23 protein-coding genes are annotated in these 22,226 nt (G+C 34.2%); 10 read left to right on the top strand and 13 right to left on the bottom strand.

The window, feature by feature from the left end; genetic code table 11:
- Nucleotides 1-145 precede the first annotated feature (145 nt).
- The 4 genes from CLU81_RS12050 to CLU81_RS12065 all read right to left on the bottom strand — a co-directional run bounded on the left by CLU81_RS12050 (nucleotide 146) and on the right by CLU81_RS12065 (nucleotide 5,184).
- Nucleotides 146-2,443 (bottom strand): TonB-dependent receptor, encoded by a 2,298-nt coding sequence (locus CLU81_RS12050; RefSeq protein WP_099710037.1) that lies wholly within the window; start codon nucleotides 2,441-2,443, stop codon nucleotides 146-148.
- 265 nt (nucleotides 2,444-2,708) lie between these two features.
- Nucleotides 2,709-3,617, bottom strand: coding sequence for an NAD(P)/FAD-dependent oxidoreductase (locus CLU81_RS12055; protein ID WP_099710038.1), 909 nt, complete (start codon nucleotides 3,615-3,617; stop codon nucleotides 2,709-2,711).
- 11 nt (nucleotides 3,618-3,628) lie between these two features.
- On the bottom strand, nucleotides 3,629-4,834 hold the full coding sequence (locus tag CLU81_RS12060) for a GTP-binding protein (protein WP_099710039.1): 1,206 nt from the start codon (nucleotides 4,832-4,834) through the stop codon (nucleotides 3,629-3,631).
- Nucleotides 4,831-5,184, bottom strand: a complete 354-nt coding sequence (locus CLU81_RS12065) for a MerC family mercury resistance protein (RefSeq protein ID WP_099710040.1) — start codon at nucleotides 5,182-5,184, stop codon at nucleotides 4,831-4,833. The genes CLU81_RS12060 and CLU81_RS12065 overlap by 4 nt, the downstream gene beginning before the upstream one ends.
- Before the next feature lie 95 nt (nucleotides 5,185-5,279).
- On the opposite strand from CLU81_RS12065, the gene CLU81_RS12070 reads away from it, so the two are divergent.
- From CLU81_RS12070 to CLU81_RS12080, 3 genes are all read left to right on the top strand, one after another.
- Nucleotides 5,280-5,672 carry a Fur family transcriptional regulator gene (locus tag CLU81_RS12070; protein WP_099710041.1) on the top strand — a complete coding sequence of 131 codons (393 nt, stop codon included), beginning with the start codon at nucleotides 5,280-5,282 and terminating at the stop codon, nucleotides 5,670-5,672.
- A gap of 74 nt (nucleotides 5,673-5,746) precedes the next feature.
- Complete coding sequence (locus CLU81_RS12075; RefSeq protein WP_099710042.1) at nucleotides 5,747-7,615, top strand: Nramp family divalent metal transporter; 1,869 nt, start codon at nucleotides 5,747-5,749, stop codon at nucleotides 7,613-7,615.
- Nucleotides 7,616-7,714: 99 nt separating this feature from the next.
- Nucleotides 7,715-8,368: a metal-dependent transcriptional regulator gene (locus CLU81_RS12080; RefSeq protein ID WP_099710043.1), complete on the top strand. Its 654-nt coding sequence runs from the start codon at nucleotides 7,715-7,717 to the stop codon at nucleotides 8,366-8,368.
- 292 nt (nucleotides 8,369-8,660) lie between these two features.
- Here the strand turns inward: CLU81_RS12080 and CLU81_RS12085 are convergent, their stop codons facing one another.
- From CLU81_RS12085 to CLU81_RS12125, 9 genes are all read right to left on the bottom strand, one after another.
- Nucleotides 8,661-9,059 carry a hypothetical protein gene (locus tag CLU81_RS12085; protein ID WP_099710044.1) on the bottom strand — a complete coding sequence of 133 codons (399 nt, stop codon included), beginning with the start codon at nucleotides 9,057-9,059 and terminating at the stop codon, nucleotides 8,661-8,663.
- A 178-nt stretch (nucleotides 9,060-9,237) separates the two neighbouring features.
- Nucleotides 9,238-10,020: an enoyl-CoA hydratase/isomerase family protein gene (locus tag CLU81_RS12090; RefSeq protein WP_099710045.1), complete on the bottom strand. Its 783-nt coding sequence runs from the start codon at nucleotides 10,018-10,020 to the stop codon at nucleotides 9,238-9,240.
- 10 nt (nucleotides 10,021-10,030) lie between these two features.
- Nucleotides 10,031-11,446, bottom strand: a complete 1,416-nt coding sequence (locus CLU81_RS12095) for an ATP-binding protein (RefSeq protein WP_099710046.1) — start codon at nucleotides 11,444-11,446, stop codon at nucleotides 10,031-10,033.
- 147 nt (nucleotides 11,447-11,593) lie between these two features.
- Nucleotides 11,594-11,995: a hypothetical protein gene (locus CLU81_RS12100; RefSeq protein WP_099710047.1), complete on the bottom strand. Its 402-nt coding sequence runs from the start codon at nucleotides 11,993-11,995 to the stop codon at nucleotides 11,594-11,596.
- Nucleotides 11,996-12,119: 124 nt separating this feature from the next.
- Nucleotides 12,120-12,401, bottom strand: a complete 282-nt coding sequence (locus CLU81_RS12105; RefSeq protein WP_099710048.1) for a hypothetical protein — start codon at nucleotides 12,399-12,401, stop codon at nucleotides 12,120-12,122.
- A gap of 34 nt (nucleotides 12,402-12,435) precedes the next feature.
- Nucleotides 12,436-12,975 carry a CopD family protein gene (locus CLU81_RS12110; RefSeq protein ID WP_099710049.1) on the bottom strand — a complete coding sequence of 180 codons (540 nt, stop codon included), beginning with the start codon at nucleotides 12,973-12,975 and terminating at the stop codon, nucleotides 12,436-12,438.
- 43 nt (nucleotides 12,976-13,018) lie between these two features.
- Nucleotides 13,019-14,035, bottom strand: a complete 1,017-nt coding sequence (hemH, locus tag CLU81_RS12115; protein WP_099710050.1) for a ferrochelatase — start codon at nucleotides 14,033-14,035, stop codon at nucleotides 13,019-13,021.
- Between the two features lie 157 nt (nucleotides 14,036-14,192).
- On the bottom strand, nucleotides 14,193-14,561 hold the full coding sequence (locus CLU81_RS12120) for a hypothetical protein (protein WP_099710051.1): 369 nt from the start codon (nucleotides 14,559-14,561) through the stop codon (nucleotides 14,193-14,195).
- Between the two features lie 2 nt (nucleotides 14,562-14,563).
- Nucleotides 14,564-15,436: an AraC family transcriptional regulator gene (locus tag CLU81_RS12125; RefSeq protein WP_056247889.1), complete on the bottom strand. Its 873-nt coding sequence runs from the start codon at nucleotides 15,434-15,436 to the stop codon at nucleotides 14,564-14,566.
- A gap of 227 nt (nucleotides 15,437-15,663) precedes the next feature.
- Between CLU81_RS12125 and hemA the strand changes: the two genes are divergently transcribed.
- From hemA to hemF, 7 genes are all read left to right on the top strand, one after another.
- On the top strand, nucleotides 15,664-16,914 hold the full coding sequence (hemA, locus tag CLU81_RS12130; RefSeq protein ID WP_099712740.1) for a glutamyl-tRNA reductase: 1,251 nt from the start codon (nucleotides 15,664-15,666) through the stop codon (nucleotides 16,912-16,914).
- A gap of 109 nt (nucleotides 16,915-17,023) precedes the next feature.
- Nucleotides 17,024-17,947, top strand: a complete 924-nt coding sequence (hemC, locus tag CLU81_RS12135) for a hydroxymethylbilane synthase (RefSeq protein WP_099712741.1) — start codon at nucleotides 17,024-17,026, stop codon at nucleotides 17,945-17,947.
- Nucleotides 17,948-18,613 (top strand): uroporphyrinogen-III synthase, encoded by a 666-nt coding sequence (locus CLU81_RS12140; RefSeq protein ID WP_099710052.1) that lies wholly within the window; start codon nucleotides 17,948-17,950, stop codon nucleotides 18,611-18,613. It begins immediately after the preceding gene.
- A 97-nt stretch (nucleotides 18,614-18,710) separates the two neighbouring features.
- A complete protein-coding gene (gene hemE, locus CLU81_RS12145) occupies nucleotides 18,711-19,736 on the top strand; it encodes a uroporphyrinogen decarboxylase (protein ID WP_041520396.1) in 1,026 nt (341 codons plus the stop codon).
- A gap of 42 nt (nucleotides 19,737-19,778) precedes the next feature.
- Nucleotides 19,779-20,270 (top strand): hypothetical protein, encoded by a 492-nt coding sequence (locus tag CLU81_RS12150; RefSeq protein WP_233209697.1) that lies wholly within the window; start codon nucleotides 19,779-19,781, stop codon nucleotides 20,268-20,270.
- Nucleotides 20,271-20,273: 3 nt separating this feature from the next.
- Complete coding sequence (locus tag CLU81_RS12155) at nucleotides 20,274-20,825, top strand: GNAT family N-acetyltransferase (protein ID WP_099710053.1); 552 nt, start codon at nucleotides 20,274-20,276, stop codon at nucleotides 20,823-20,825.
- A 363-nt stretch (nucleotides 20,826-21,188) separates the two neighbouring features.
- Complete coding sequence (hemF, locus tag CLU81_RS12160; protein WP_099710054.1) at nucleotides 21,189-22,094, top strand: oxygen-dependent coproporphyrinogen oxidase; 906 nt, start codon at nucleotides 21,189-21,191, stop codon at nucleotides 22,092-22,094.
- The last annotated feature ends 132 nt before the right edge of the window (nucleotides 22,095-22,226 follow it).

Raw genomic sequence — 22,226 nt, forward strand, 5'->3', positions numbered from 1 at the left:
TTTTAAACACATAGAAACATAGATTTTTATTAAACTGATTAAGATTATTTTAAAAAGCTAGCTTTCACACATAGCTATGTGCATTAATGTAAAGTGAAACGCCTTTTAAAAGCGATGAAAGCTATGTTTCTATGTGTTTAAAAATTTACCTCAAAGTATATCTCAACCCAAAAAATCCGCGAATAGTTTGATTTTGTCCATAAACATAAGTCGTGTCAAAAGTTAAACCATACGGATTATCAACTGTGTCCACGATTTGACCTTGTGGAACTACTTTGCCATGAATACCAACAGCAGTTCCGTCTGAAGTTTGTACATTTTTATCAAAAGGATCATTTGTTCTTGAAATCAAAAACGGGTTATTCTGTTTTGGTGTAAAATTCAAAAGGTTTTTGATTCCGCCATAAAGTTCAAAATTCTTCCATCCATAATACGTAAATTGAATATTCTGAATACTATACCAAGGCGATTTCGGACTTCTTGGATCGTATTCGCTCAACAAAGGCAAGTTCATCGGACTGTAAACATTTCCGGTGTAATCTAACAATAAATTTAAGGAATCTATTTTGTACGAAACGCTCCAGGTTGCCGTGAAATTCTCTGTTAAAAAAGGTCTTTCCGAAACTCCGTTTTCTACATTTTTATTATCTAAAACTGTCGCGCCCAAAATCATTTTTAATCCTGTTGGGAAATTTACATCAATATTCGTGCTGATTCCCTGACTTATTGCATATCCGTTTATGTTATCGTAAATGATTTTATTGGGATCTGTTGCATAATCTGAAATGATTTTATTACTAAATCGCGTATAAAAAGCAGTCGTTTCAATTCCGATAAAAGTTCCGTTTCCAAAGTTTATTTTCTGAATATAATTAAGATTTGCATTAATGGATTGTTCAGGTTTCAGATCGCTTTTCAACACAACATCTCTCGAACCTGTTAAGGCCGCGTGATCTTCGGTAAATAAATTCACAACGCGAAATCCAGTTCCTGCGTTGAATCTAAAAATAGTGTTTTCGTTTTTCTTCCATCGATATGCAACTCTCGGCGTATAAATTGAACCATGAATGGAGTTGTAATCGTATCGCATTCCTAATAAAACCTGACTTTTAGGTGAAAGTGTAATTTCATCCTGCACAAAAATTCCCGGCAACCAAGTACTCTCTGCTTCCTTTGTAGCAGTAGTATTATCGTCATAATACGAATAACGATTGGCAATTCCCGCAAGGAAATCATTTCGACCTATTTTCTTATCCCAAGTCAATTGCAAAAAACCAATCTTCTGGTTTGCAATAAACGATGTCGTTCCGTAACGACTATCCTGATAATGTACATTTCCGGAGAAGGAAAGCATCAGTTTTTCTTCAAAAGGCAATTGATAACTTCCAATCAATTCTCCCCTTTTGGTATAAATACTTTCTCCATAAATCTCATCTCCTCCGCGATACTTTTTCTCCCAACGTACATCTCCGCCCCAGCGATCTTCATACATTCCGCGGGCAGCGATCGTAAAAAGACGATTATCATTTCGTAAAAAACTCCATTTATTAAAAACCGAAATTCGCTGAGAAAGCGTAACATCCGTAAAATTGTCTTTGTCTTTATCAATAACCTGATTGTAATCAAAGTAATTGATTCCTAAAAGTGTTGTCGATTTTTTGGTTGGATTAAATTTCATTCCTAAATCAACATTCGTTTCCAGATAAGTTGTCGAAAAAACATCGGCTGAAAATAATGGAGCATTCGTTGGATTCTTAGTAATAATATTAATCAAACCTCCAACAGCTTCACTTCCGTATAAAGAAGACGCCGGACCTTTTACGATTTCTATTCTTTCAACCAAAGAATTCGGAATTCCGGATAAACCATAAACCGTCGAAAGACTGCTCACAATTGGCATTCCGTCTATTAAAACCAAAGTATACGGACCTTCCAAACCATTAATATGAATATCTCCCGTATTACAAACCCCACAATTAAGTTGCGGACGAACGCCATTAATATTTTGGAGCGCTTCATAAATACTTGGAGTTGGATTTTTCTTAAAGAAAACCGGCGAATAAACTTCAACCGGAACAGCGCTTTCTAATCTTTTTACAGGTTTTAAAGTTCCCGAAACTACGACTTCGTTAAGTTGATTTTCATTATCGGTTAATTCAAAATCATACGATATAACAGGATCTTTCACAACTTCGATTTTCTTTTTTAAAGTCTGAAAACCCATTTGAGAAATCTGAATCGTATAATTTCCAACAGCAACATTTTCCAATTTATAATATCCTAAACTATCCGTAACCGTTTTGTGTTTTGTTCCAATTAAATGAACGTTTACAAGTTGCAATTTCTGCCCTTCACCAGATATAAAACCAGACACAGAAGTGGTTTCCTGCGCGGATAAAAAATGTAAACAAAACAAAAGCAATATCAAAAATAGTTTTTTCATTGTTATAAAATTAAATTTAGACAAATCTAAAAATTAAATTTGACAAATAATGATTTTAGATTTAGAAATTTATAACTCAATTCACTTCAATATGTTATATTTCTATTTAAGCAAATTAAAATAAGGCTTCAATGTTTTTGAACAGCATCGAAAGGGGCTTTAGCCAAATCTTATAAGTTTGGCTAAAGCCCTTTTTTAATTCAATATTATTTCCCCTAGCTAAAGCTAGGGGCTATGCAAAAAAGTCTATAAAAGAAGTTTGATTTTAAAAATCTTCATCAATTAGTTCTTTATTAATTACCGCTCCGGCAAAAGATCCTGTAGAAACCGCAATTGCCACAGAACGCATTTGAGTTGTACAATCTCCGCTCGCATAGATTCCGGCAGTATTTGTTTTTTGCATCGCATCGACTTTTAACAAACCTTGTTCAGTCAATTCACAACCTAAACCTTCTGGTAAATGACAATGTTGTTCAAAAGGAGGTCTGGCATAAATGGCTTTTACTGTAATTTTTGATTCATTTTTGAAGACAACATTCTTAATATTTCCGTTTTCGTGCTCAAAAGAATCAATTTCATCTTCGATAATATCAATATTATGTTGTTGCAAAATCAATGTTTCTTCTGGAGATAAAGTTGATTTTCCGTTGGTTAATACGCTGAGATCTTTTGTCCAATTAGAAATCAGTTTGGCAAATTCAAATCCCATTTCGCCGTTCGCAATAATTGCAGTTTTCTCTGTTTTGACTTCATAACCATGACAATATGGACAATGTAAAACCGAGATTCCCCAACATTCAGCAAAACCTGGAATTTCCGGAAGTAAATCTTTTACTCCGGTTGCGAACAATAATTTTCGAGAAGTAAAGGATTTTCCCGATTCCGTTTTAATTTCAAATCCATTTTCGGTTTTAACGGCGCTTACGGCTAAACCATTATAAAATTGAACTGTATTATATAAGTCGACTTGTAATTTGGCTTTCGCCGAAATAACAGCAGGTTTTTCTCCATCATGCGTGATGAAGTTATGCGAATGTGGCGTTTGTCTGTTACAAGGCAAACCGCTGTCAATAACTAAAACTTGTCGCAATGAACGACCTAAACTCATTGCTGCCGAAAGTCCGCTGTAACTTCCGCCCACGATTATAACATCGTATGTATTATTGTCTATCATAATTTTATCTTTTAATGTGTTCTTGGAATAGGAAATGGATCTTTGTTTGGGAAGAAACCATCATGATAATCTACAATTTCATCTTCGGTACAAAGGCATTTTCTAAGTGCTTCAAGGATTTCCGTTTCGTTTATTTTCTGACCTATAAAAACAATTTCATTGAGCCGATCGCCAAAACCCACAGTCCATCGTTCTTCTATAATATCCTGAAACTCGACAAAATTGTTAAAAGTCATTCGTTCACTTAATGGCATGCTTGCCCACCAAACTCCCGCTCCTTCAGCTTTCATCGATCCGCCAGCCTGACTCCAGTTAATCGCTTGTTCCGGTCGTGATGCCATCCACAATAATCCTTTGCTCCGAATAACATTAGCCGGAAAATCTGAAGAAATGAAATTCCATAATCTATTGGGATGAAATGGTCTTGGATCACGAAACACAAAAGAATTTATTCCGTATTCTTCTGTTTCAGGCGTATGAATACCTTCCAATTCTCTAATCCAACCTGCGGAATTCTCGGCTTCTTCATAATTGAATAAACCTGTATTTATAATTTCGCTTGGATTTACTTTTCCTAAAACCGAAGTAATTATTGTTGCTACAGGATTCAGTTTTTGGATTGAAGCTTTCAACATTTGCAATGATTCTGCGCTGATTAAATCTGTTTTATTCAAAATAATAACATTCGCAAACTCTACCTGATCGACTAAAAGATTGACTATTGTTCGGTTGTCGTTCTCAATATCTGATAGATTTTGTTCTTGTAATGTTTTGGCTGAGCCAAAATCTTTAAAGAAATTAAAACTATCGACAACAGTAACCATCGTATCGATATAACTAAACCTGGACAAATCAATGTTTCCGTCTTCATTCACAAACGAGAAAGTCTGCGCTACCGGAATGGGTTCGCTGATTCCGGAACTTTCGATAAGCAAATAATCAAACCTGTTTTCCTTTGCGAGTTTCTCCACTTCAAGCATCAAGTCTTCACGCAACGTACAGCAAATGCAGCCATTCGTCATTTCGACTAATTTTTCTTCGGTTCGGGATAAAGTGTATTCGTTTTTTATGAGTTGCGCGTCGATATTTACCTCGCTCATGTCATTGACTATTACAGCGACTTTTAATCCTTCTTTGTTGTGCAAAATATGATTGAGCAGCGTTGTTTTGCCAGCACCAAGAAATCCGCTTAATACAGTTACAGGTAATTTTTTCATTGTTGTGAAGATTTATGATTTCTATAATTCAAAAAATGTCCAATGATCATCCCGATTCCGCCAATAAATATTAGATCAAGATGAATGTCCAGAAAAAGTTCACTCAAAACACTAATCCAAATCAAAGACATTGAAATGACAAGAATACTCGATACCAAAAGATCTGATTTGGTTATAATTTTAAAAATGGCAAAAAGTCCAATCGTCGCAAAAACCAAATCGATAAAAGGATTGTGACTTAAGCCAAAAGGCAGAATTGTCAAAAGCGGAAAAACCAAACAATGAACCAAACAAACGGTCGCGCTCGAGATTCCTAAAATATCGTAAAGAGATGTGCTGGTTTTCTTCATTTTCTGTATATTTGCTTAATGCAATTTTGTTGCAAATATACACATAAAAATCAATTGCAACATTGTTGCGTTAATATTTTTAAATTCTAATAAAAATGAAAACAACACGTAATACCGCAGCAAAGACGGCCGTTTTAGAGATTTTTGGCAAATCTAAAACCGCACTGTCTCACAGAGAAATTCAAAAAGAACTGAATGATTTATGCGATCGCGTCACTACTTATAGAATCTTGGATCGCTTAGTAAATGACGATATTGTGCATAAAATTGTCAATCTTGACGGAACAGTAAAGTATGCAAAATGCCATCATAATGCCCAACGTGTGCACATACATAATCATGCTCATTTTAGCTGTGAAAAATGTCTGGAGGTAACTTGCTTAGAAAATGTGAAGCCGAGTTATATCTTACCGCACAATTATAAGGTCAATGATATAAACTTTACGTTATCAGGAATATGCCCAAAATGTTTCAATTCTAACATTTAAGTTTTAGACAAGCCTAAAAATATTGTTGAGCGAATGTAATTTTTATATACATTTGTTAAAACAACATTTCTACAATGACCAAATCTTTAGAAGAAGTTCATCAATCGGTTGCAACACAGCACAAAAAAACAGGATTTAGAAAAATATTAGCCTTTTTAGGCCCGGCATATTTAGTAAGCGTAGGTTATATGGACCCGGGAAACTGGGCGACAGACATTGCCGGAGGTAGTCAGTTTGGGTATTCCTTGCTTTGGGTTTTGCTAATGAGTAACTTAATGGCTTTGTTGCTTCAAAGTTTGAGCGCAAGACTCGGAATTGTAACGCAACGGGATTTAGCGCAGGCATCAAGAGAAACCTATTCGAAATTCATTAACTATATTTTATACTTCCTTGCAGAAATTGCCATCGCAGCTTGTGATTTGGCCGAAGTTCTGGGAATGGCAATTGGAATCAATCTACTTTTTGATATTCCGCTTATCGAAGGTGTTTTGATTACCGTTTTAGACACTTTCCTTCTACTCTTCCTGATTAATAAAGGTATCCGAAAAATGGAAGCTTTTATTATTGTATTGGTCGCTATTATTGGGTTTTCTTTTATTTTCGAAATGATATTTGCCGAACCTGAATTGGACAAAGTTATTTATGGTTTGGTTCCTTCAATTCCAAGTTCAGCGGCTTTATACATCGCAATCGGAATTATTGGTGCTACGGTAATGCCTCACAATTTGTATTTACATTCTTCTTTGGTGCAAACCCGAAAATTCGACAGAACTCCTGCGGGAATTAAACAAGCACTGAAATATAACTTTATAGATTCGACAATCGCTTTGAATCTGGCGTTCTTTGTCAACGCCGCTATTTTGATTTTGGCTGCAGCCACTTTCTATAAAAACGGAATGTTTGAAGTCGCCGAAATTCAGGACGCGCACAAATTTCTGGAACCTTTATTAGGAACCAAATGGGCACCGGTTTTATTTGCCGTTGCTTTGATCGCCGCAGGACAAAGCTCAACCGTAACCGGAACTTTAGCCGGACAAATCGTAATGGAAGGTTATTTGAATTTAAGGATTCAGCCTTGGGTTCGTCGTATTATAACGCGATTAATTGCGATTGTTCCCGCCGTTATCGTGATCTTAATTTATGGCGAAAGCGTTACAGGAAAGCTTTTGATTTTAAGTCAGGTAATTTTGAGTTTACAATTAGGTTTTGCGATTATTCCGTTGATACATTTTGTGAGCGATAAAACCAAAATGAAAGGTTTTCATATTTCGCGAACTACACAAATCGCAGCCTGGATAATTGCTTCAATGATTGTTTCTCTAAATGCTAAATTGGTTTATGACGAAATCTCTTCTTTGTTAGAAAACTCAAGTAATCCAACTATTCTTTGGTTTACGGTGGTTCCGCTTGCTTTTGGTTTTCTTGCTTTGTTACTATACATCATTGCAAAACCTTTTATCGCAAGAGCAAAATCGAATATCGAAAACCATTCACCTCATCATCTCAAACTGCAATACACTCCCAAAGAAAGTTACAACAAGAAAAATATCGCGATTTCTGTAGACTTTTCTAAAGCCGATGAAGCTGCACTTAACAATGCCTTCGAACTGGGCGGAATCGACGCACAATATACCTTAATTCATATCGTAGAAACTGTTGGTGCATTGATGTATGGCGGCAATGTTGACGATCATGAAACGACGATCGACGAAAAATTATTACTAGAATATAAAGAGATGCTTTCGCAAAAAGGCTTCAAGATCGAAACTGAACTTGGATTTGGAAAACCCAACACCGTGATTCCGAAGATTATCAACCTGGGAAACTTTGACATTTTAGTAATGGGAACTCACGGTCACACTGGTTTAAAAGATATTTTGTTTGGTACAACTGTAGATAAATTGAGACATAAAATTTCAATACCTTTGTTGATTGTTAAATAAAAGGGACTAAGGTTCTGAGTTACTAAGTTGCTGAGGTTTTTCCTTCGAGACTTCTAGCTTAGAACCTTAGCAACTCAGAACCTTAGAACCTCAAAAAAAATGACTTTCTCAGAAGAAAACTATCTTAAATCTATATATCACCTAACGGCTTCAAACGATGCTGAAGTAAGTACCAATGCTATTGCCGAAATGATGGAAACAAAAGCTTCATCGGTTACGGATATGCTTAAAAAACTGTCAGAGAAAGATTTGGTGAATTATAAAAAATACCAAGGGGTTTCTTTGACGGAAAATGGTAAACTGGCTGCAAAAATGATTGTTAGAAAACATCGTTTATGGGAAGTTTTTCTTGTAGAAAAATTAAACTTCTCCTGGGATGAAGTTCACGATATCGCAGAACAGTTAGAACACATAAAATCAGAACAATTGATTAATCGTTTGGATGATTTTCTGGGAAATCCTACCGAAGATCCGCATGGAGATCCTATTCCTGATGCTAACGGAAGAATCGTTAAGATCGAAAAACACTTACTTTCTGAATTAATCGAAAATCAGATTGGGGTTTGCGTTGGTGTAAAAGATACTTCATCAGAATTTCTGAAATATCTGGACAAACAAGAGATTGCTTTGGGTTCTAATATTGAGTTTTTGTCCAGAGAAACCTTTGATTTATCTGTGAAAATTAAAGTTGATGGACGTGAATTGTCTATTTCGAATAAGATTGCTTCGAATTTGTTTGTCAAGCTTGTTTAAACTATTTCGCAGAGATTCACGAAAATTTTTATAAAGTTCCAGAGGAACGAACTATATTGTAGCAACGTCCCGAAGCTTCGGGATTAATCCGTTGATGACAATGAATTCAGCAAACATGGACTTCGACTTCGCTCAGCCTGACAAATCGAGGCATAATATTTTATGATGTAAAAAGATCATCAATACTAGTTTCTAGCCCCCGATAGAAGTGGAAATCCTTTTACTTTTTTCTTTAAAAAGTAAAAGATTGGAACGAATAGCGGGATTAGCTCCAAAATCTAATAAAAGTTATCTAAACAATTCCCTTCTCAATCATTTCTAACATTACCGGAGAAGCATGCTTGAAAGTAGGTTCTTGCTCAATAATACTTCCAGCGTTCTTTTTGTTTACTTTAAAAGTCACATCATTATCTGTTGTGAATAAAAGTGCTGTCAAAAACGGGTTTTTAATATAAGTTCCTAAAACCAATAAAGCTTCATCTAAACTGTGAAGACTTTCGATTTCTTCCGTTTTGTAGCGCGTTGTTAATGCAATTGAATAGGTATTATCTTCGTTTATCGCCAAACGGAAATAGATGTTTTTGATCTCGGTATCACCCATGGTTTTCGCCAGAGTTAATTTGGCAAAAGTTCCAGCTTTGATGCTTTCTTTAACGCGTTCGCAAAAAAGAGCAAATATTGGTTCGTACATTTTTTTAAGGTTCTAAGGTTCTGAGATACTAAGGTTCTAAGTTTTTGCCTTTCGTATCCTTGTATTGTTATTTTACCGCAAAGTTCGCTAAGATTTACGCAAAGGTTCGCAAAGCTTTGTCTTAAGTTTTCTTTGTGTGCTTTGCGTAAATCTTAGTGAACTTTGCGGTTAGAGAATATTATTTTCCTGTAAATTCAGCTTTACGTTTTTCTAGAAATGCTGTTGTCCCTTCTTTAAAATCTTGTGTTCCGAAGCATTTTCCGAATGATTTTATCTCGGTATCAAAACCGTTTTTGCCGTCTGTATAATTAGCATTAATTGCTTTTATAGCTTTACCAATAGCAAAAGGAGCATTTTTGATGATTTTTTGCGCAATTCCGTTTGCAAATTCAAGAAGCTCCGCTTGAGGAACAACATGATTTACAAGACCAAATTGTTTTGCTTCTTCGGCAGAAATCATCGCTGCTGTCATAATCATTTCCATTGCACGGCCTTTGCCTACTAATTGTGGCAAACGCTGCGTTCCTCCATAACCCGGAATCAATCCTAAAGTTACTTCCGGCAATCCCATTTTGGCATTATCTGATGCTACTCTAAAATGACAAGCCATCGCCAACTCTAATCCTCCGCCAAGTGCAAAACCATTTACGGCAGCAATTACAGGTTTCTTTAAATTTTCTATAAAATCAAAAAGTGACTCTTGTCCTTCTGCTGCTAATTGTGCACCTTCGACAATTGTATAATTGGCAAATTCTGAAATATCGGCTCCAGCCACAAATGCTTTCTCGCCACTTCCGGTAATTATAATTACACGAACATCATCATTTTTGCTTAATAATTTAACTGCTTTACTCAAGTCGCTAATCGTAGCTTTGTTTAAAGCATTTAGTTTTGTAGGACGATTAATTGTTACGGTTGCAATTTTTTCTTCAATCGAGATTAAAAGATTTTCGTAGTTCATGACGTTGGTTTTATGAGTTTGTGATAGGCAAAGAAACTCTAAACGTAGTTCCTTTTCCGTAAGTTGATTCAAAGGTAATTGTTCCTTTGTAATTTTCTATGATGTTTTTTATAATTCCGAGTCCAAGCCCCATTCCACTGGTTTTTGTGGTGAATTTTGGTTCGAAGATTCGGCTGATATCTTGTTTTTGAATTCCAATTCCGTTGTCTTTTACGGCAATTTCCACATTATTATTCCTACGTTTTACAGTAACTAAAATAGATTTATGAAACTGACTTTCCGGAATTGCCTGTGTTGCATTTTTAACCAAATTGGTAATTACGCGTATTAATTGGGTACGATCCATTTTTGAAATGATTTCTTCTTCTTCACTTTCAAAAACAATATAATCTTCGTTGAAAATATCCAAAGCCAATTCCACAACTTCAACCACATTTAAGGTTTCATTTTGTTGTGCCGGCATCGAGGCAAAATTCGAAAATGCCGAAGCAACAGCGGTCATCGTATCAATTTGCTGAATTAAAGTTTCGGAATAATCGTTTAATTTCTGTTTTACATCCGGAGCCGTTGGATCAAACTTACGCTGAAAACTCTGCACGGTTAACCTCATCGGCGTAAGCGGGTTTTTAATTTCGTGCGCTACTTGTTTCGCCATTTCGCGCCAAGCTTCTTCACGCTCACTTTGGGCAAGTTTTATAGCACTGGTTTCTAATTTATCCACCATTCCGTTATAAGCCTTTATCAGGAAGTTTACTTCTTTACTATTAGCTTCCAAAACGATTTTTTCGTTTTTCTGATCCAGATTGGTTTCTTCTAATCTGTCTGAAATGGTTTTTAGTGATTTTGTGATATATGTCGAAAGAAAATATGCCAATGCAAAAGCCACAACCAACATAAAAGAATACACCTGACTAAGACGAATCAGGAAAGTATTCAACTCATTATCATAATAACCGTCGTCTTCCAGATATGGAAGATTTAAGATTCCGAGTGGTTTGAATTTCTCGTCTTTTATCAAACTATAAGAAGATCGGTTTTTGACTCCGTCGATAGTTTTAATATCTACAAAACGTTTTTCGATTGAAGAACGCACTAATTTCAGAATATAATCCGGAACTGGCGGCGCTACTTTATCAACCGCAAAGGATTCTTTAGAAGATTTTAGCAATTTTCCATCAAGGCTGTATATATTGATTTCGATTTTGTGAATCTGTGCTAATTCGTGGATTTTGTCTTTAAAAATCAAATCCAAATTAGCCGTTTTTAGAGGATATGTTGTTGTCGAAAGCACATAATTAATGTGTTCTTTTACGGCATTTTCTTTTCGTTCAAGACGTTCCTGATGATATTCTTTAGCTTCATTCTTAAACTGAATAATCGAAATAGAAGCTAATAAAAAAGATGCCACAACAATCAATACAATCATCGAAAGGAATATCCTAACACGCAATGAAAGCATCGACATTTTGAAGTTGTTAAACATAGTTTTTTTTGTTTGTTTCAGGTTTCAGGTTTCAAGTTTCAGGTTTAGTCGCGATTTACAACCTAAAACTTGAAACTATTTTTCTTTCTCTCATTCTTTTATAGAATTTATGATTTCTTGAAGATCATCATTAAATTTATTTAGAACGACTTCTTTATTCAATTCTTGCGCATACTCTGATTTAATACTACAAAATATTCTTCCTGAATCCTGATAAAAATCAAAAGATAATTTCTCTGAATCTGGGTTCATTCTATACAAAACAATCTCATTATAAAATAAATTATCAGCATAGTTAATCGTTAAATTGTAAATGCCGGCTTCTTTTGGAAATACATTTTCAACTAATTGATTGTTCTTAAATATTGGATATAAATATACTTTCCAAGTTCCTTGACCTAAATTTATAGATAGTTTTTTACTATCTATATTCTTATCAAAAGATATTTTCACTTTCTCATTTTCAAATTTTGATTGTGCAAATTGTGTCATTTATATTAAAATAAAAAATATTGAAAATATATTCTGCATAGGCTTTGTTTTGTTTGTTTCTGGTTTCAGGTTTCAAGTTTTAGGAATTGCCCCTTAAAACTAAAGTCTTCTTTCGAATATTATTTTAGTCAAAAATTAAATAACCAATTAATGATAATGCAGAAATTGGAATCCCGCTCCACCATGCATATTTAATGTATTTGTATCTATCAATTCTTATATCCGTTTTTAATCCTTTTTTCCAAAATATATAACTAATTAGAAAAATAGGAGGTCCTAAAAAAAGATTCATAAAAAAAATCCAGGCACCGCAAACCATTGCAAAATATATACCCGTTAGGAAAGAAATCACAAAATAAACATCTGCTTTCTTAATTATTCTATTTCTAAAATTTAATTTAATCAAACTATCTGTTTATTGATTATACAAATACCGAAAGCTATTTTTTCTCTCTAATTCTTTTATAAAAACGGAAACCTAACATAATGATAATCGAGAATAAAAAGATTCCGATTACACCGAAAATCCAGTTGATGGCACTTTTTACAATAATTATAAATACGACAGCAAATAATATAATGGTTGCACCTTCATTCCATAAACGCATAAAATTGTTAGTATATTTTACCTCATCATTCTGCAGCTGTTTAAATATTTGATGGCATTTTAAATGATATAAATACAATAAAAACACAAACCCGAATTTAACCTGCATAAAATCCAAATAGATCAAACCCGGATTTAAATATAATAATGAAAAAGCAAAAATACTCGCCAAAATTGCTGACGGCCAAGTAATAATATACCACAAACGATAGGTCATAATTTTGTATTGCGCTTGTAGAATTTCCTTTTCAGGCGAAGGTTTTTCGTTGGCTTCAATTTGATATACAAACAAACGCACAATATAAAACAACCCAGCGAACCAGGTTATTACAAAAATAAGATGCAGTGCTTTTAAGTAGTTATAATATTCCATCATAAAGTCTTTGTTCTTTGCTCTTTCTTCTATTTTCTATTTTCTATTTTTTAGCCCAATCATTAATCCAATTTCCAACAGTTTCGCACCATTCGTCATCGTCATTCAAACACGGAATTGCCAAGAATTCTTCTCCTCCATTTGCTTCAAAATCTTCTTTGGCGCGCATTGCGATTTCTTCCAGAGTTTCTAAACAATCGGAAACAAAGGCAGGCGTAACAACCGCAAGATTCTTGATTCCTTTTGCAGGCATTTTGTCTATTTCAACATCAGTATAAGGTTCCAACCATTTATCGCCTGCTAAACGTGACTGAAAAGTCAGACTGTATTTATCGGCAGGAAGTCCTAATAATTTCACCACTTGTCTCGTTGTTTCATAACATTGGTGACGGTAACAGAAATCATGTGCCGGTGAAGGTGTATTACAACAAGAACCATCGATTTTGCAATGTGATTTTGTCACATCGGTTTTGCGAATATGACGTTCCGGGATTCCGTGGTAAGAGAATAATAAATGATCATACTCAAAACCAACTAAATGTTTCTGAATTGAATCGGCCAAATTCTTGATATAATCCGGTTTGTTATAAAACGCAGGAACATCGGTAAAAGTCATTTGAGGGAATTTCTTTTTACGGATTTCTTCTGCTTTCACTAAAATAGTCAAAGTCGAAGCCATTGCGTATTGCGGATATAACGGAAAAAGTAATACCTCTGTAACTCCTTTATCATGTAATTCCTGAAGTCCTTTTTCGATTGTCATACTTCCGTAACGCATTGCCAGCGAAACCGGAACATTTACTAAAGGCTGTACTTTTTTCTGCATTCTTTCAGAAAGTACTACTAATGGAGAACCTTCATCCCACCAAATTTTAGCGTAAGCGTGAGCTGATTCTTCTGGTCTTTTTCTTAAAATAATTCCACGAACCAACAAAGCTCTCAATAAATACGGAACATCGATCACGTATTTATCCATTAAAAATTCGTCTAAATATGGTTTTACATCTTTTGTAGTTGGACTTTCCGGAGATCCTAAGTTTACTAATAATACGCCTTTCATTATATTTTTCCTTGCTTTAGGCTTTAAGCTTTAGGCTTTAAGCATTTGTTTGTTTTTAAAAATTTCGTCAAAAGTAGAACTTGCAACTTTTTAGAAATATGATAAATGTTATTTTTTATTTATGTTCTGATATATAAAACTGATGCTAAATTTTCAATCAATTTAAGATTATACTATTTAACTCCTTCTCCATTTTTTCTTTCCAGCCTTTTCCGTTTCTCTCTTCAAGATAAATGTTTGTTATTTTATAATATTCGCTAACGGCACTATCTAGTTCCTTATCATCTACCGTACATCCCAAGTTTTTTATAACCAAACCATACTTCTTGCGAATATTTATTCTTTTATTGTTTTCTAATAATTCTAATGAATCACGAGGCGGAAGTGGTAATCCAAAACCAAATAATTTCACATTATCAACTTTGATATCATGATATGCCTTGTTTTTAAATTCTACCAACAACGAACTATCTTCAGATTTACAACTCCATAAAGCGATTAAAGCAATCAAAATGCCCTTCTTCATTATTATACATTAGTATTAATCGACATTAGATATTTCTTTGGAGTCGTAGCAAATTTTTTCTTGAAAGCCGCAATAAAATGACTTCCTGTGCTGTAACCAATTTTCAACCCAACTTCGTTTACATTATAAGATCCGCTGTCTAATAGTTTTCGGGCGAAATCCATTTTATAATCAAATAGAAAACCATAAACCGTATCGCCGTAAATTTGTTTGAAACCCATTTTGAGTTTCTTTAAATTCAAACCAATTTCATCTGCCAATTCTTGCAATCCCGGCGGTTCAGCCATATTTGCGATGATGATTTCTTTGGCTTTTCTTATTTTCAGAACGTTATCTTCATCAATCAAAAACGGACATTGTTCTGCGTTTGGATCCTCGGTTCTGTTAAAATATAAACTCAATAATTCATATCCTTTTCCTTTATAATAAAGGTTTTTTATCGATGGATGAAGGTTGTAATGAAACAGTTGACTTAACACAATAGCCATAGAAGGACTAATATTTCCTTCATTATAATATTTTTTGTCCTTATTATCAGGACTTAAAAAAGTAATATAATCTGCTTCGGCAGAAAACAACGCGTGAAATTTCTTAATCGAAACAATTACAGAGATCACCCACGAGTTTGGAGCCAACTCTAAATTAAGCGGCAATTCTTTCTGCGGATTATACAAAAGCAACGATTTTTCTTCTTTTAAATCTAAAGCATAACTGCCTTGATTGAATAAAAATTTAGCATTGCCTTTTATCCCGAAGTGGAACTGTATCAGACCACTACCTACTTCGTGCTGTCCAAAAAATGGTTCAGAACTATCGTTTTGAAAACGGATTAGCGTAAAGTCGTCTTCAATTTTTATAATTTCCTGAGAACTCATAGCGATATTTTTTTTAGATAAAAATCAAAGCTATCAGAGAATGTTATTTAGAATCACTCTAAACAAATCAATTCAAACAACTTGATTTTGCTACAAAAATACTTCTTTTTGCATAAAAACAGACGTTTAGAAATAAAAAAACATGTAGCGACACAAATAGTACTTTGAGCGTTACTTTTGTAAACACTATAATGATAATTTTGTTGCACTTTTATGAAAGTGAATTTATGGAAAACAATAACGTACCGAAACACCTATATTTTTACTCCGTTGGATTGAGTTATAAAAAAGCTGATGCTGAGGTCAGAGGTCAATTTAGTTTGGATGCAGTTGCCAAAACGCGTTTACTGGAACAAGCTAAAACAGAAGGAATAGAAAGCTTAATTGTCACTTCGACTTGCAACAGAACCGAGATCTATGGTTTTGCTGAACACCCTTTTCAATTAATAAAGCTAATTTGCGATAATAGCAATGGATCCGTGGATGCTTTTCAGAAAGTAGGATTCGTTTATAAAAATCAAGAAGCGATTAATCATTTATTTCGCGTAGGAACTGGTTTAGACAGTCAGATCTTAGGTGACTTTGAAATTATATCTCAAATAAAAACCAGTTTTGCACATTCAAAATCTTTAGGTTTAGCGAATGCTTTCTTAGAAAGATTAGTGAATGCAGTGATTCAGGCGAGCAAGAAAATCAAAAACGAAACTGAAATCAGTTCAGGCGCAACTTCGGTTTCTTTTGCATCAGTACAATACATTATAAAAAATGTAGAAGATATTGGTAATAAAAATATTTTACTTTTTGGAACAGGAAAAATCGGAAGAAATACTTGCGAAAATCTTGTAAAACATACTAAAAACGAACATATTACTTTAATAAACAGAACGAAAGACAAAGCTGAGAAATTAGCCGGAAAACTAAATCTGGTTGTTAAAGATTATTCAGAATTGCATCTTGAACTTCAAAAAGCCGATGTTGTAGTTGTCGCTACAGGCGCACAAAACCCAACGGTTGACAAAGCAATTCTAAATCTAAAAAAACCTTTATTGATTTTAGATTTGTCTATTCCAAAAAACGTACACGAAAACGTAGAGGATTTAGAAGGCGTAACTTTAATTCACATGGATTATTTGTCGCAATTGACAGATGAAACTCTTGAAAACAGAAAATTACACATTCCTGCTGCCGAAGCTATAATCGAAGAAGTAAAAGAGGAATTCGTTACCTGGACAAAAGGAAGAAAATTTGCTCCAACAATAAATGCTTTAAAAGAAAAACTAAACGAGATTAAAGTTTCGGAATTAGATTTTCAAAGCAGAAAAATTGCAGATTTTAATGAAGCTCAAGCTGAAATTATCAGTAACAGAATCATCCAGAAAATCACTACACATTTCGCAAATCATTTAAAAGACGACGATACCATGGTTGATGAAAGCATCGAATGGATCGAAAAAGTCTTTAAGATAAAAGCATCTTAAAAATAAAATTTTAAACCATATAAGTTATTTAAGTTCATTTATAAAACTGCTGTTTTTACCCAAACTTCTTAAATTTACTTAAATAACTTATATGGTGAAATTCAACAAAATGGCAGAAAAAACAATCAGAATTGGAACTCGCGATAGCGAACTAGCACTTTGGCAAGCACATACTGTCGAGAAAAAACTGAATGACTTAGGTTATAAAACTTCAATTGTTGCGGTAAAATCTCAAGGCGATATTATTCTTGACAAACCTCTTTATGAACTTGGCATTACAGGAATTTTTACAAAAACCTTAGATATTGCCATGATCAATGGTGACATTGATATTGCAGTGCATTCCATGAAAGATGTTCCAACTGCTTTACCAAAAGGAATTGTACAAGCTGCGGTTTTAGAAAGAGCCAATGTTCTGGACATTTTAGTTCACAAAGGAAATCCTGATTTTGCAAATCCAAGTACAATTGCTACTGGAAGTTTACGTCGTCAAGCGCAATGGTTCAACAAATATCCAAATCATACTGTTGTTGATTTACGTGGAAACGTAAACACTCGTATGCAAAAACTACAAGACAATAATTGGGATGGAGCTGTTTTTGCCGCTGCAGGTTTAGAGCGCATTAACTTAAAACCCGGAAATTATATAGATCTTGATTGGATGATTCCAGCACCGGCACAAGGTGCAATGCTTGTTGTGGCAATGGAAAATGACAATTATACTTTAGACGCACTTTCGCAATTAAACCATATCGAAACTGAAATTTGTACCTATATCGAACGTCAATTTCTAAGAACGCTGGAAGGCGGTTGTACCGCGCCAATCGGGGCTTTGGTTAATTATAATGAAGACGAAGACACTTTACATTTTCAAGGAGTTTTACTTTCTGTTGATGGAAAACAAAAACTAGAAGTAAACAAAACGGTTGACATTTCTGAATGGAAAAAACTAGGTTTCTTCGCTGCTCAGGAAATTCTGAACAATGGTGGAGCCGAATTGATGGCATCTATTAAAGAATCTTTAAAAAAATAAATGAGTAAATCAATTCAAATATTATCTACAAAAAAGCTATCGGGCGAACAAAAACAAGCATTGGTAAAAGCCAATATTGAAGTTATCGAAGCTGACTTTATTCAAACTCAAAACAAACCTTTCGAATTAAAAGACCTCAACGAAAATCTGATTTTTACAAGTCAGAATGCCGTTCAAAGCATTTTATCAAATCCAAAAGTCGAAGAATTAAAAAGCAAAAATGTGTTTTGCGTTGGACTAAAAACCAAAATTCTTTTATCTGAAAGTGGATTTAATGTTGTGGCTTACACAGGTTACGCTTCTGATTTGGCTGAAATTATCACCTTAATTTACCGCAACGAAAGCTATACTTTTTTCAGTGGAAATCTTCGTAGAGAAACATTACCAAAAGCATTAAAAGACGCCGAAGTAAAATTTAATGAGATTCAGGTTTATGATACGTCATTGACACCTCAGAAAATAAAAAATGCAGTTGATGGAATCTTATTTTTCAGTCCTTCTGGCGTTGAAAGTTATTTGAAAGATAATACTATAAAGAAAGAAACCTGTTTTTGCATTGGAGAAACCACTGCAGAAGCTTTACATAAAATTACAAAAAACATCATCATTGCAGATCAGCCAACAGTTGAAGACGTAATCGAAGATGTAATTACTGAATATAAATAATTATAGCAATACGCTTTAGGCTTTAAGCCGTAAGCAGAAAAATTAAAGACAAACACCGCTTAAAGCCTAAAGCTTAAAGCCTAAAGCAATAAAAACAATGTTAAAAAACGACCTATTTTTAAAAGCATTAAAAGGAGAAACTGTTCAACGTCCGCCAGTATGGATGATGCGTCAAGCCGGAAGATATTTACCGGAATTTATCGCTTTGCGTGATAAATATGATTTCTTCACACGTTGTCAAACTCCGGAATTGGCTGCTGAAATCACGGTTCAACCAATTCGTAGAATTGCTCCGGATGCAGCGATTTTATTCTCAGATATTCTGGTTGTTCCACAAGCAATGGGAATCGAAGTTTTAATGAAAGAAAATTTTGGTCCGTTTTTACCAAACCCAATTCGTTCGCTTGCTGACGTTCATAGAGTTTATGTTCCGGATATTCAGGAAAGTTTAGGTTATGTGATGGATGCCATTAAATTGACTAAAGAAATGCTGAACGACGAAGTACCGTTAATTGGTTTCGCTGGTTCGCCTTGGACAATTTTCTGTTATGCTGTTGAAGGAAAAGGTTCTAAAAGTTTTGATACTGCAAAAGGTTTCTGTTTCTCAAATCCAGCTGCAGCGCATACTTTATTACAAAAAATTACAGATACTACTATTTTATACTTAAAAGAAAAAGTAAAAGCTGGTGTTGATGCAGTTCAGATTTTTGATTCTTGGGGAGGAATGCTTTCTCCGGTTGATTATCAGGAATTCTCATGGAAATACATCAACCAAATCGTTGAAGCTTTGGCTGATCACGCTCCGGTTATCGTTTTCGGAAAAGGATGTTGGTTTGCTCTTGGCGAAATGGGTAAAAGTAGAGCTTCGGCACTTGGTGTAGACTGGACATGTTCGGCTAGAAATGCTCGTTATTTATCTGGTGGAAATATTACTTTACAAGGAAATTTCGATCCGTCAAGATTACTTTCTCCAATTCCAACTATTAAAAAGATGGTTCACGAAATGATCGATGAATTCGGAAAAGATAAATATGTTGTAAATTTAGGTCACGGAATTTTACCAAATATCCCTGTAGATCACGCAAAAGCGTTTATTGACGCGGTTAAGGAATACGGGAATTAGTATATTAGTATTCAGTCGCAGTTTTCAGTTTTTCTGTAGCTATTGCTAAATATCAAGAATAAAAGTTCCGGAGGAACGATTCATTTTGTAGCCCCGGATTTTAATCCGGGGTTTCCGAATAATGCCAAAACATCCCGATTTAGAAAACGTACAAACATGTTAAATAAAGGTTTAAGAGACGAAGAAAAAATCAGAATTGACAATGTTCTAAAAACATTGCGAACACTCATTTTTGTCCCTTATCCTTTGGCCCATTTGCAAAAATCAGATATCGAAAATCAATTAAAAGAGTTTGGACTAAATATTCAAACATTAATTGATTACTCCAATGAAGAATTAATTACCTTATTAAATCGTCTTCATTTTGACTGGGAACAGTTAGAACAATTTGGTGATATTTTAATAGAATTTTCAAAAGAAGAAAATTATAATTTTGAAGACAAAGCTTTAGCCATTTACCAATATATCCAACAGGAAAGTAAGGTTTTCTCCTTTGGAATAAATACTAAAATAGCTTCGGCTAAAAACAAATAAGCAATGGATATCATCGATTGGAAAATAGAATCAATTAGCAATATTCTTCCGGAAGAGTTTTATTACCTCATCGAAAAGAATAAAAAACACATTGAAAAAACTTTCCCGGTGACTCTTTCTTATTGTGAAGATCTGGAAAAAACAAGAAAATTTATTGCCTTCAACCAAGATAAAGAAAACCATAAAGAAGGATATTATTTCTATGCAAGAGATATAAAAACCAATACTTTAATTGGTTATTTATGTATAAAAAGCATTGATACGAATAAAGCAAAATGTGAATTGGGTTATTTTGTTGATGAAGATTTTCAAGGAAAAGGAATTACTTCAAAGTTGGTTTCTGAAACTTTAGACTTTTGTTTCAATACTTTAAAAATGAACAAAGTTTTTATTTGTACTTCAAAAATCAATAAAGCAAGTCAGCAAATTGCTTTGAAACATCATTTTATACAAGAAGGAATTTTAAGAGACGAATTCAAAAATGGCGACGGAACATTAGAAGATGTCGTTTACTTTGGGTTGCTTAAATCTGAATATAATAACAATGAAAGATAATTTAACTTTTAACTTTGGGGAATCAAAGCTCATTTCTAAAGGCTATCAAATAATAAAAATCATCTTTAATATTATTTTTTTTGGCTTTTACTACTATTGCCTTTTTTTTCCAATAATAAAATTTAATTTCTCTTCAAATAACACTGATATGACAGCTAGTCAATCCTGTGGGTCAGGTTTCCTAACTTTTCTTTATCCGATATTTATAATTATACTTACAATATTATATCTGGTTTGCATTTCAGTTTATTCAAAAAATATCAAGTATAAAAGTTTGTTTTATAAATTAGTATTATGTCCTTTCATCCTATTAACTGTATATTATTTATATAACGAAAGATAATTTTTTAGAAACCCCTTAAAATGAAAGATAAATTTTACGCATACATACAAAAATTACAAGATCAGATTTGCGCCGGATTAGAAGCCGTTGACGGAACAGCAAAATTCCGTGAAGATCTTTGGAAACGTCCAGAAGGTGGCGGCGGAAGAACACGTGTTATTGAAAACGGTGCTGTTTTCGAAAAAGGCGGCGTAAACATTTCAGCCGTACATGGAAAACTTCCAGAAGCGATGCAAAAAATGTTTGCCGTTGGCGAAGCAGATTTTTTTGCTTGTGGATTAAGTTTGGTTTTACATCCTAAGAACCCGATGGTTCCTACTGTGCACGCTAATTGGCGATATTTCGAAATGTATGATGAATCTGGAAAAGTGATTGAACAATGGTTTGGTGGTGGACAAGATTTAACGCCTTATTATTTGTTTGAAGAAGATGCAAAACACTTTCATCAAACGTGTAAAACTGCTTGCGACAAACACAATCCGGAATTTTATCCAAAATATAAAAAACAATGTGACGCTTATTTCTGGAATGCGCATAGAAACGAAGCACGCGGAATTGGCGGTTTGTTCTTTGATTATTGCAAAGCAAGCGAAACAATGTCAATGGAAGATTGGTACAACTTTGTAACCGAAGTTGGAAATAGTTTCCTTGAAGCTTATGTGCCAATTGTAGAAAAAAGAAAAAATTTAGAATATACTCCGGCAAACAGAAACTGGCAGGAAATTCGTCGTGGCCGTTATGTTGAGTTTAATCTGGTTCATGACAAAGGAACTTTGTTTGGTTTAAAAACCAACGGAAGAATTGAGAGCATTTTGATGAGTTTACCACCACATGTGCAATGGGTTTACGATCATCATGCAGAAGCAGGAAGTCAAGAAGAAAAATTAGTAAATGTGCTAGAAAATCCTGTTGATTGGGTTCAATAAAGATGTATTGCTCCGATGGAGCTTTAATTAAATAGCGAATAATATTAGCTATAAATATTTTACTCCTCTGGAGAGCTTTGTTTAACTTAACCTGATTTAATACAATTAAGTCCCATCGGGACAGCATATTTA

It is taken from the genome of Flavobacterium sp. 9, assembly GCF_002754195.1.
Lineage (GTDB): Bacteria > Bacteroidota > Bacteroidia > Flavobacteriales > Flavobacteriaceae > Flavobacterium.

Coding starts and splice junctions, on each gene's coding strand:
- CLU81_RS12050 (WP_099710037.1), bottom strand. CDS start 2,443: ATGAAAAAACTATTTTTGATATTGCTTTTGTTTTGTTTACATTTTTTA.
- CLU81_RS12055 (WP_099710038.1), bottom strand. CDS start 3,617: ATGATAGACAATAATACATACGATGTTATAATCGTGGGCGGAAGTTAC.
- CLU81_RS12060 (WP_099710039.1), bottom strand. CDS start 4,834: ATGAAAAAATTACCTGTAACTGTATTAAGCGGATTTCTTGGTGCTGGC.
- CLU81_RS12065 (WP_099710040.1), bottom strand. CDS start 5,184: ATGAAGAAAACCAGCACATCTCTTTACGATATTTTAGGAATCTCGAGC.
- CLU81_RS12070 (WP_099710041.1), top strand. CDS start 5,280: ATGAAAACAACACGTAATACCGCAGCAAAGACGGCCGTTTTAGAGATT.
- CLU81_RS12075 (WP_099710042.1), top strand. CDS start 5,747: ATGACCAAATCTTTAGAAGAAGTTCATCAATCGGTTGCAACACAGCAC.
- CLU81_RS12080 (WP_099710043.1), top strand. CDS start 7,715: ATGACTTTCTCAGAAGAAAACTATCTTAAATCTATATATCACCTAACG.
- CLU81_RS12085 (WP_099710044.1), bottom strand. CDS start 9,059: ATGTACGAACCAATATTTGCTCTTTTTTGCGAACGCGTTAAAGAAAGC.
- CLU81_RS12090 (WP_099710045.1), bottom strand. CDS start 10,020: ATGAACTACGAAAATCTTTTAATCTCGATTGAAGAAAAAATTGCAACC.
- CLU81_RS12095 (WP_099710046.1), bottom strand. CDS start 11,446: ATGATTGTATTGATTGTTGTGGCATCTTTTTTATTAGCTTCTATTTCG.
- CLU81_RS12100 (WP_099710047.1), bottom strand. CDS start 11,995: ATGACACAATTTGCACAATCAAAATTTGAAAATGAGAAAGTGAAAATA.
- CLU81_RS12110 (WP_099710049.1), bottom strand. CDS start 12,975: ATGGAATATTATAACTACTTAAAAGCACTGCATCTTATTTTTGTAATA.
- hemH (WP_099710050.1), bottom strand. CDS start 14,035: ATGAAAGGCGTATTATTAGTAAACTTAGGATCTCCGGAAAGTCCAACT.
- CLU81_RS12120 (WP_099710051.1), bottom strand. CDS start 14,561: ATGAAGAAGGGCATTTTGATTGCTTTAATCGCTTTATGGAGTTGTAAA.
- CLU81_RS12125 (WP_056247889.1), bottom strand. CDS start 15,436: ATGAGTTCTCAGGAAATTATAAAAATTGAAGACGACTTTACGCTAATC.
- hemA (WP_099712740.1), top strand. CDS start 15,664: ATGGAAAACAATAACGTACCGAAACACCTATATTTTTACTCCGTTGGA.
- hemC (WP_099712741.1), top strand. CDS start 17,024: ATGGCAGAAAAAACAATCAGAATTGGAACTCGCGATAGCGAACTAGCA.
- CLU81_RS12140 (WP_099710052.1), top strand. CDS start 17,948: ATGAGTAAATCAATTCAAATATTATCTACAAAAAAGCTATCGGGCGAA.
- hemE (WP_041520396.1), top strand. CDS start 18,711: ATGTTAAAAAACGACCTATTTTTAAAAGCATTAAAAGGAGAAACTGTT.
- CLU81_RS12155 (WP_099710053.1), top strand. CDS start 20,274: ATGGATATCATCGATTGGAAAATAGAATCAATTAGCAATATTCTTCCG.
- hemF (WP_099710054.1), top strand. CDS start 21,189: ATGAAAGATAAATTTTACGCATACATACAAAAATTACAAGATCAGATT.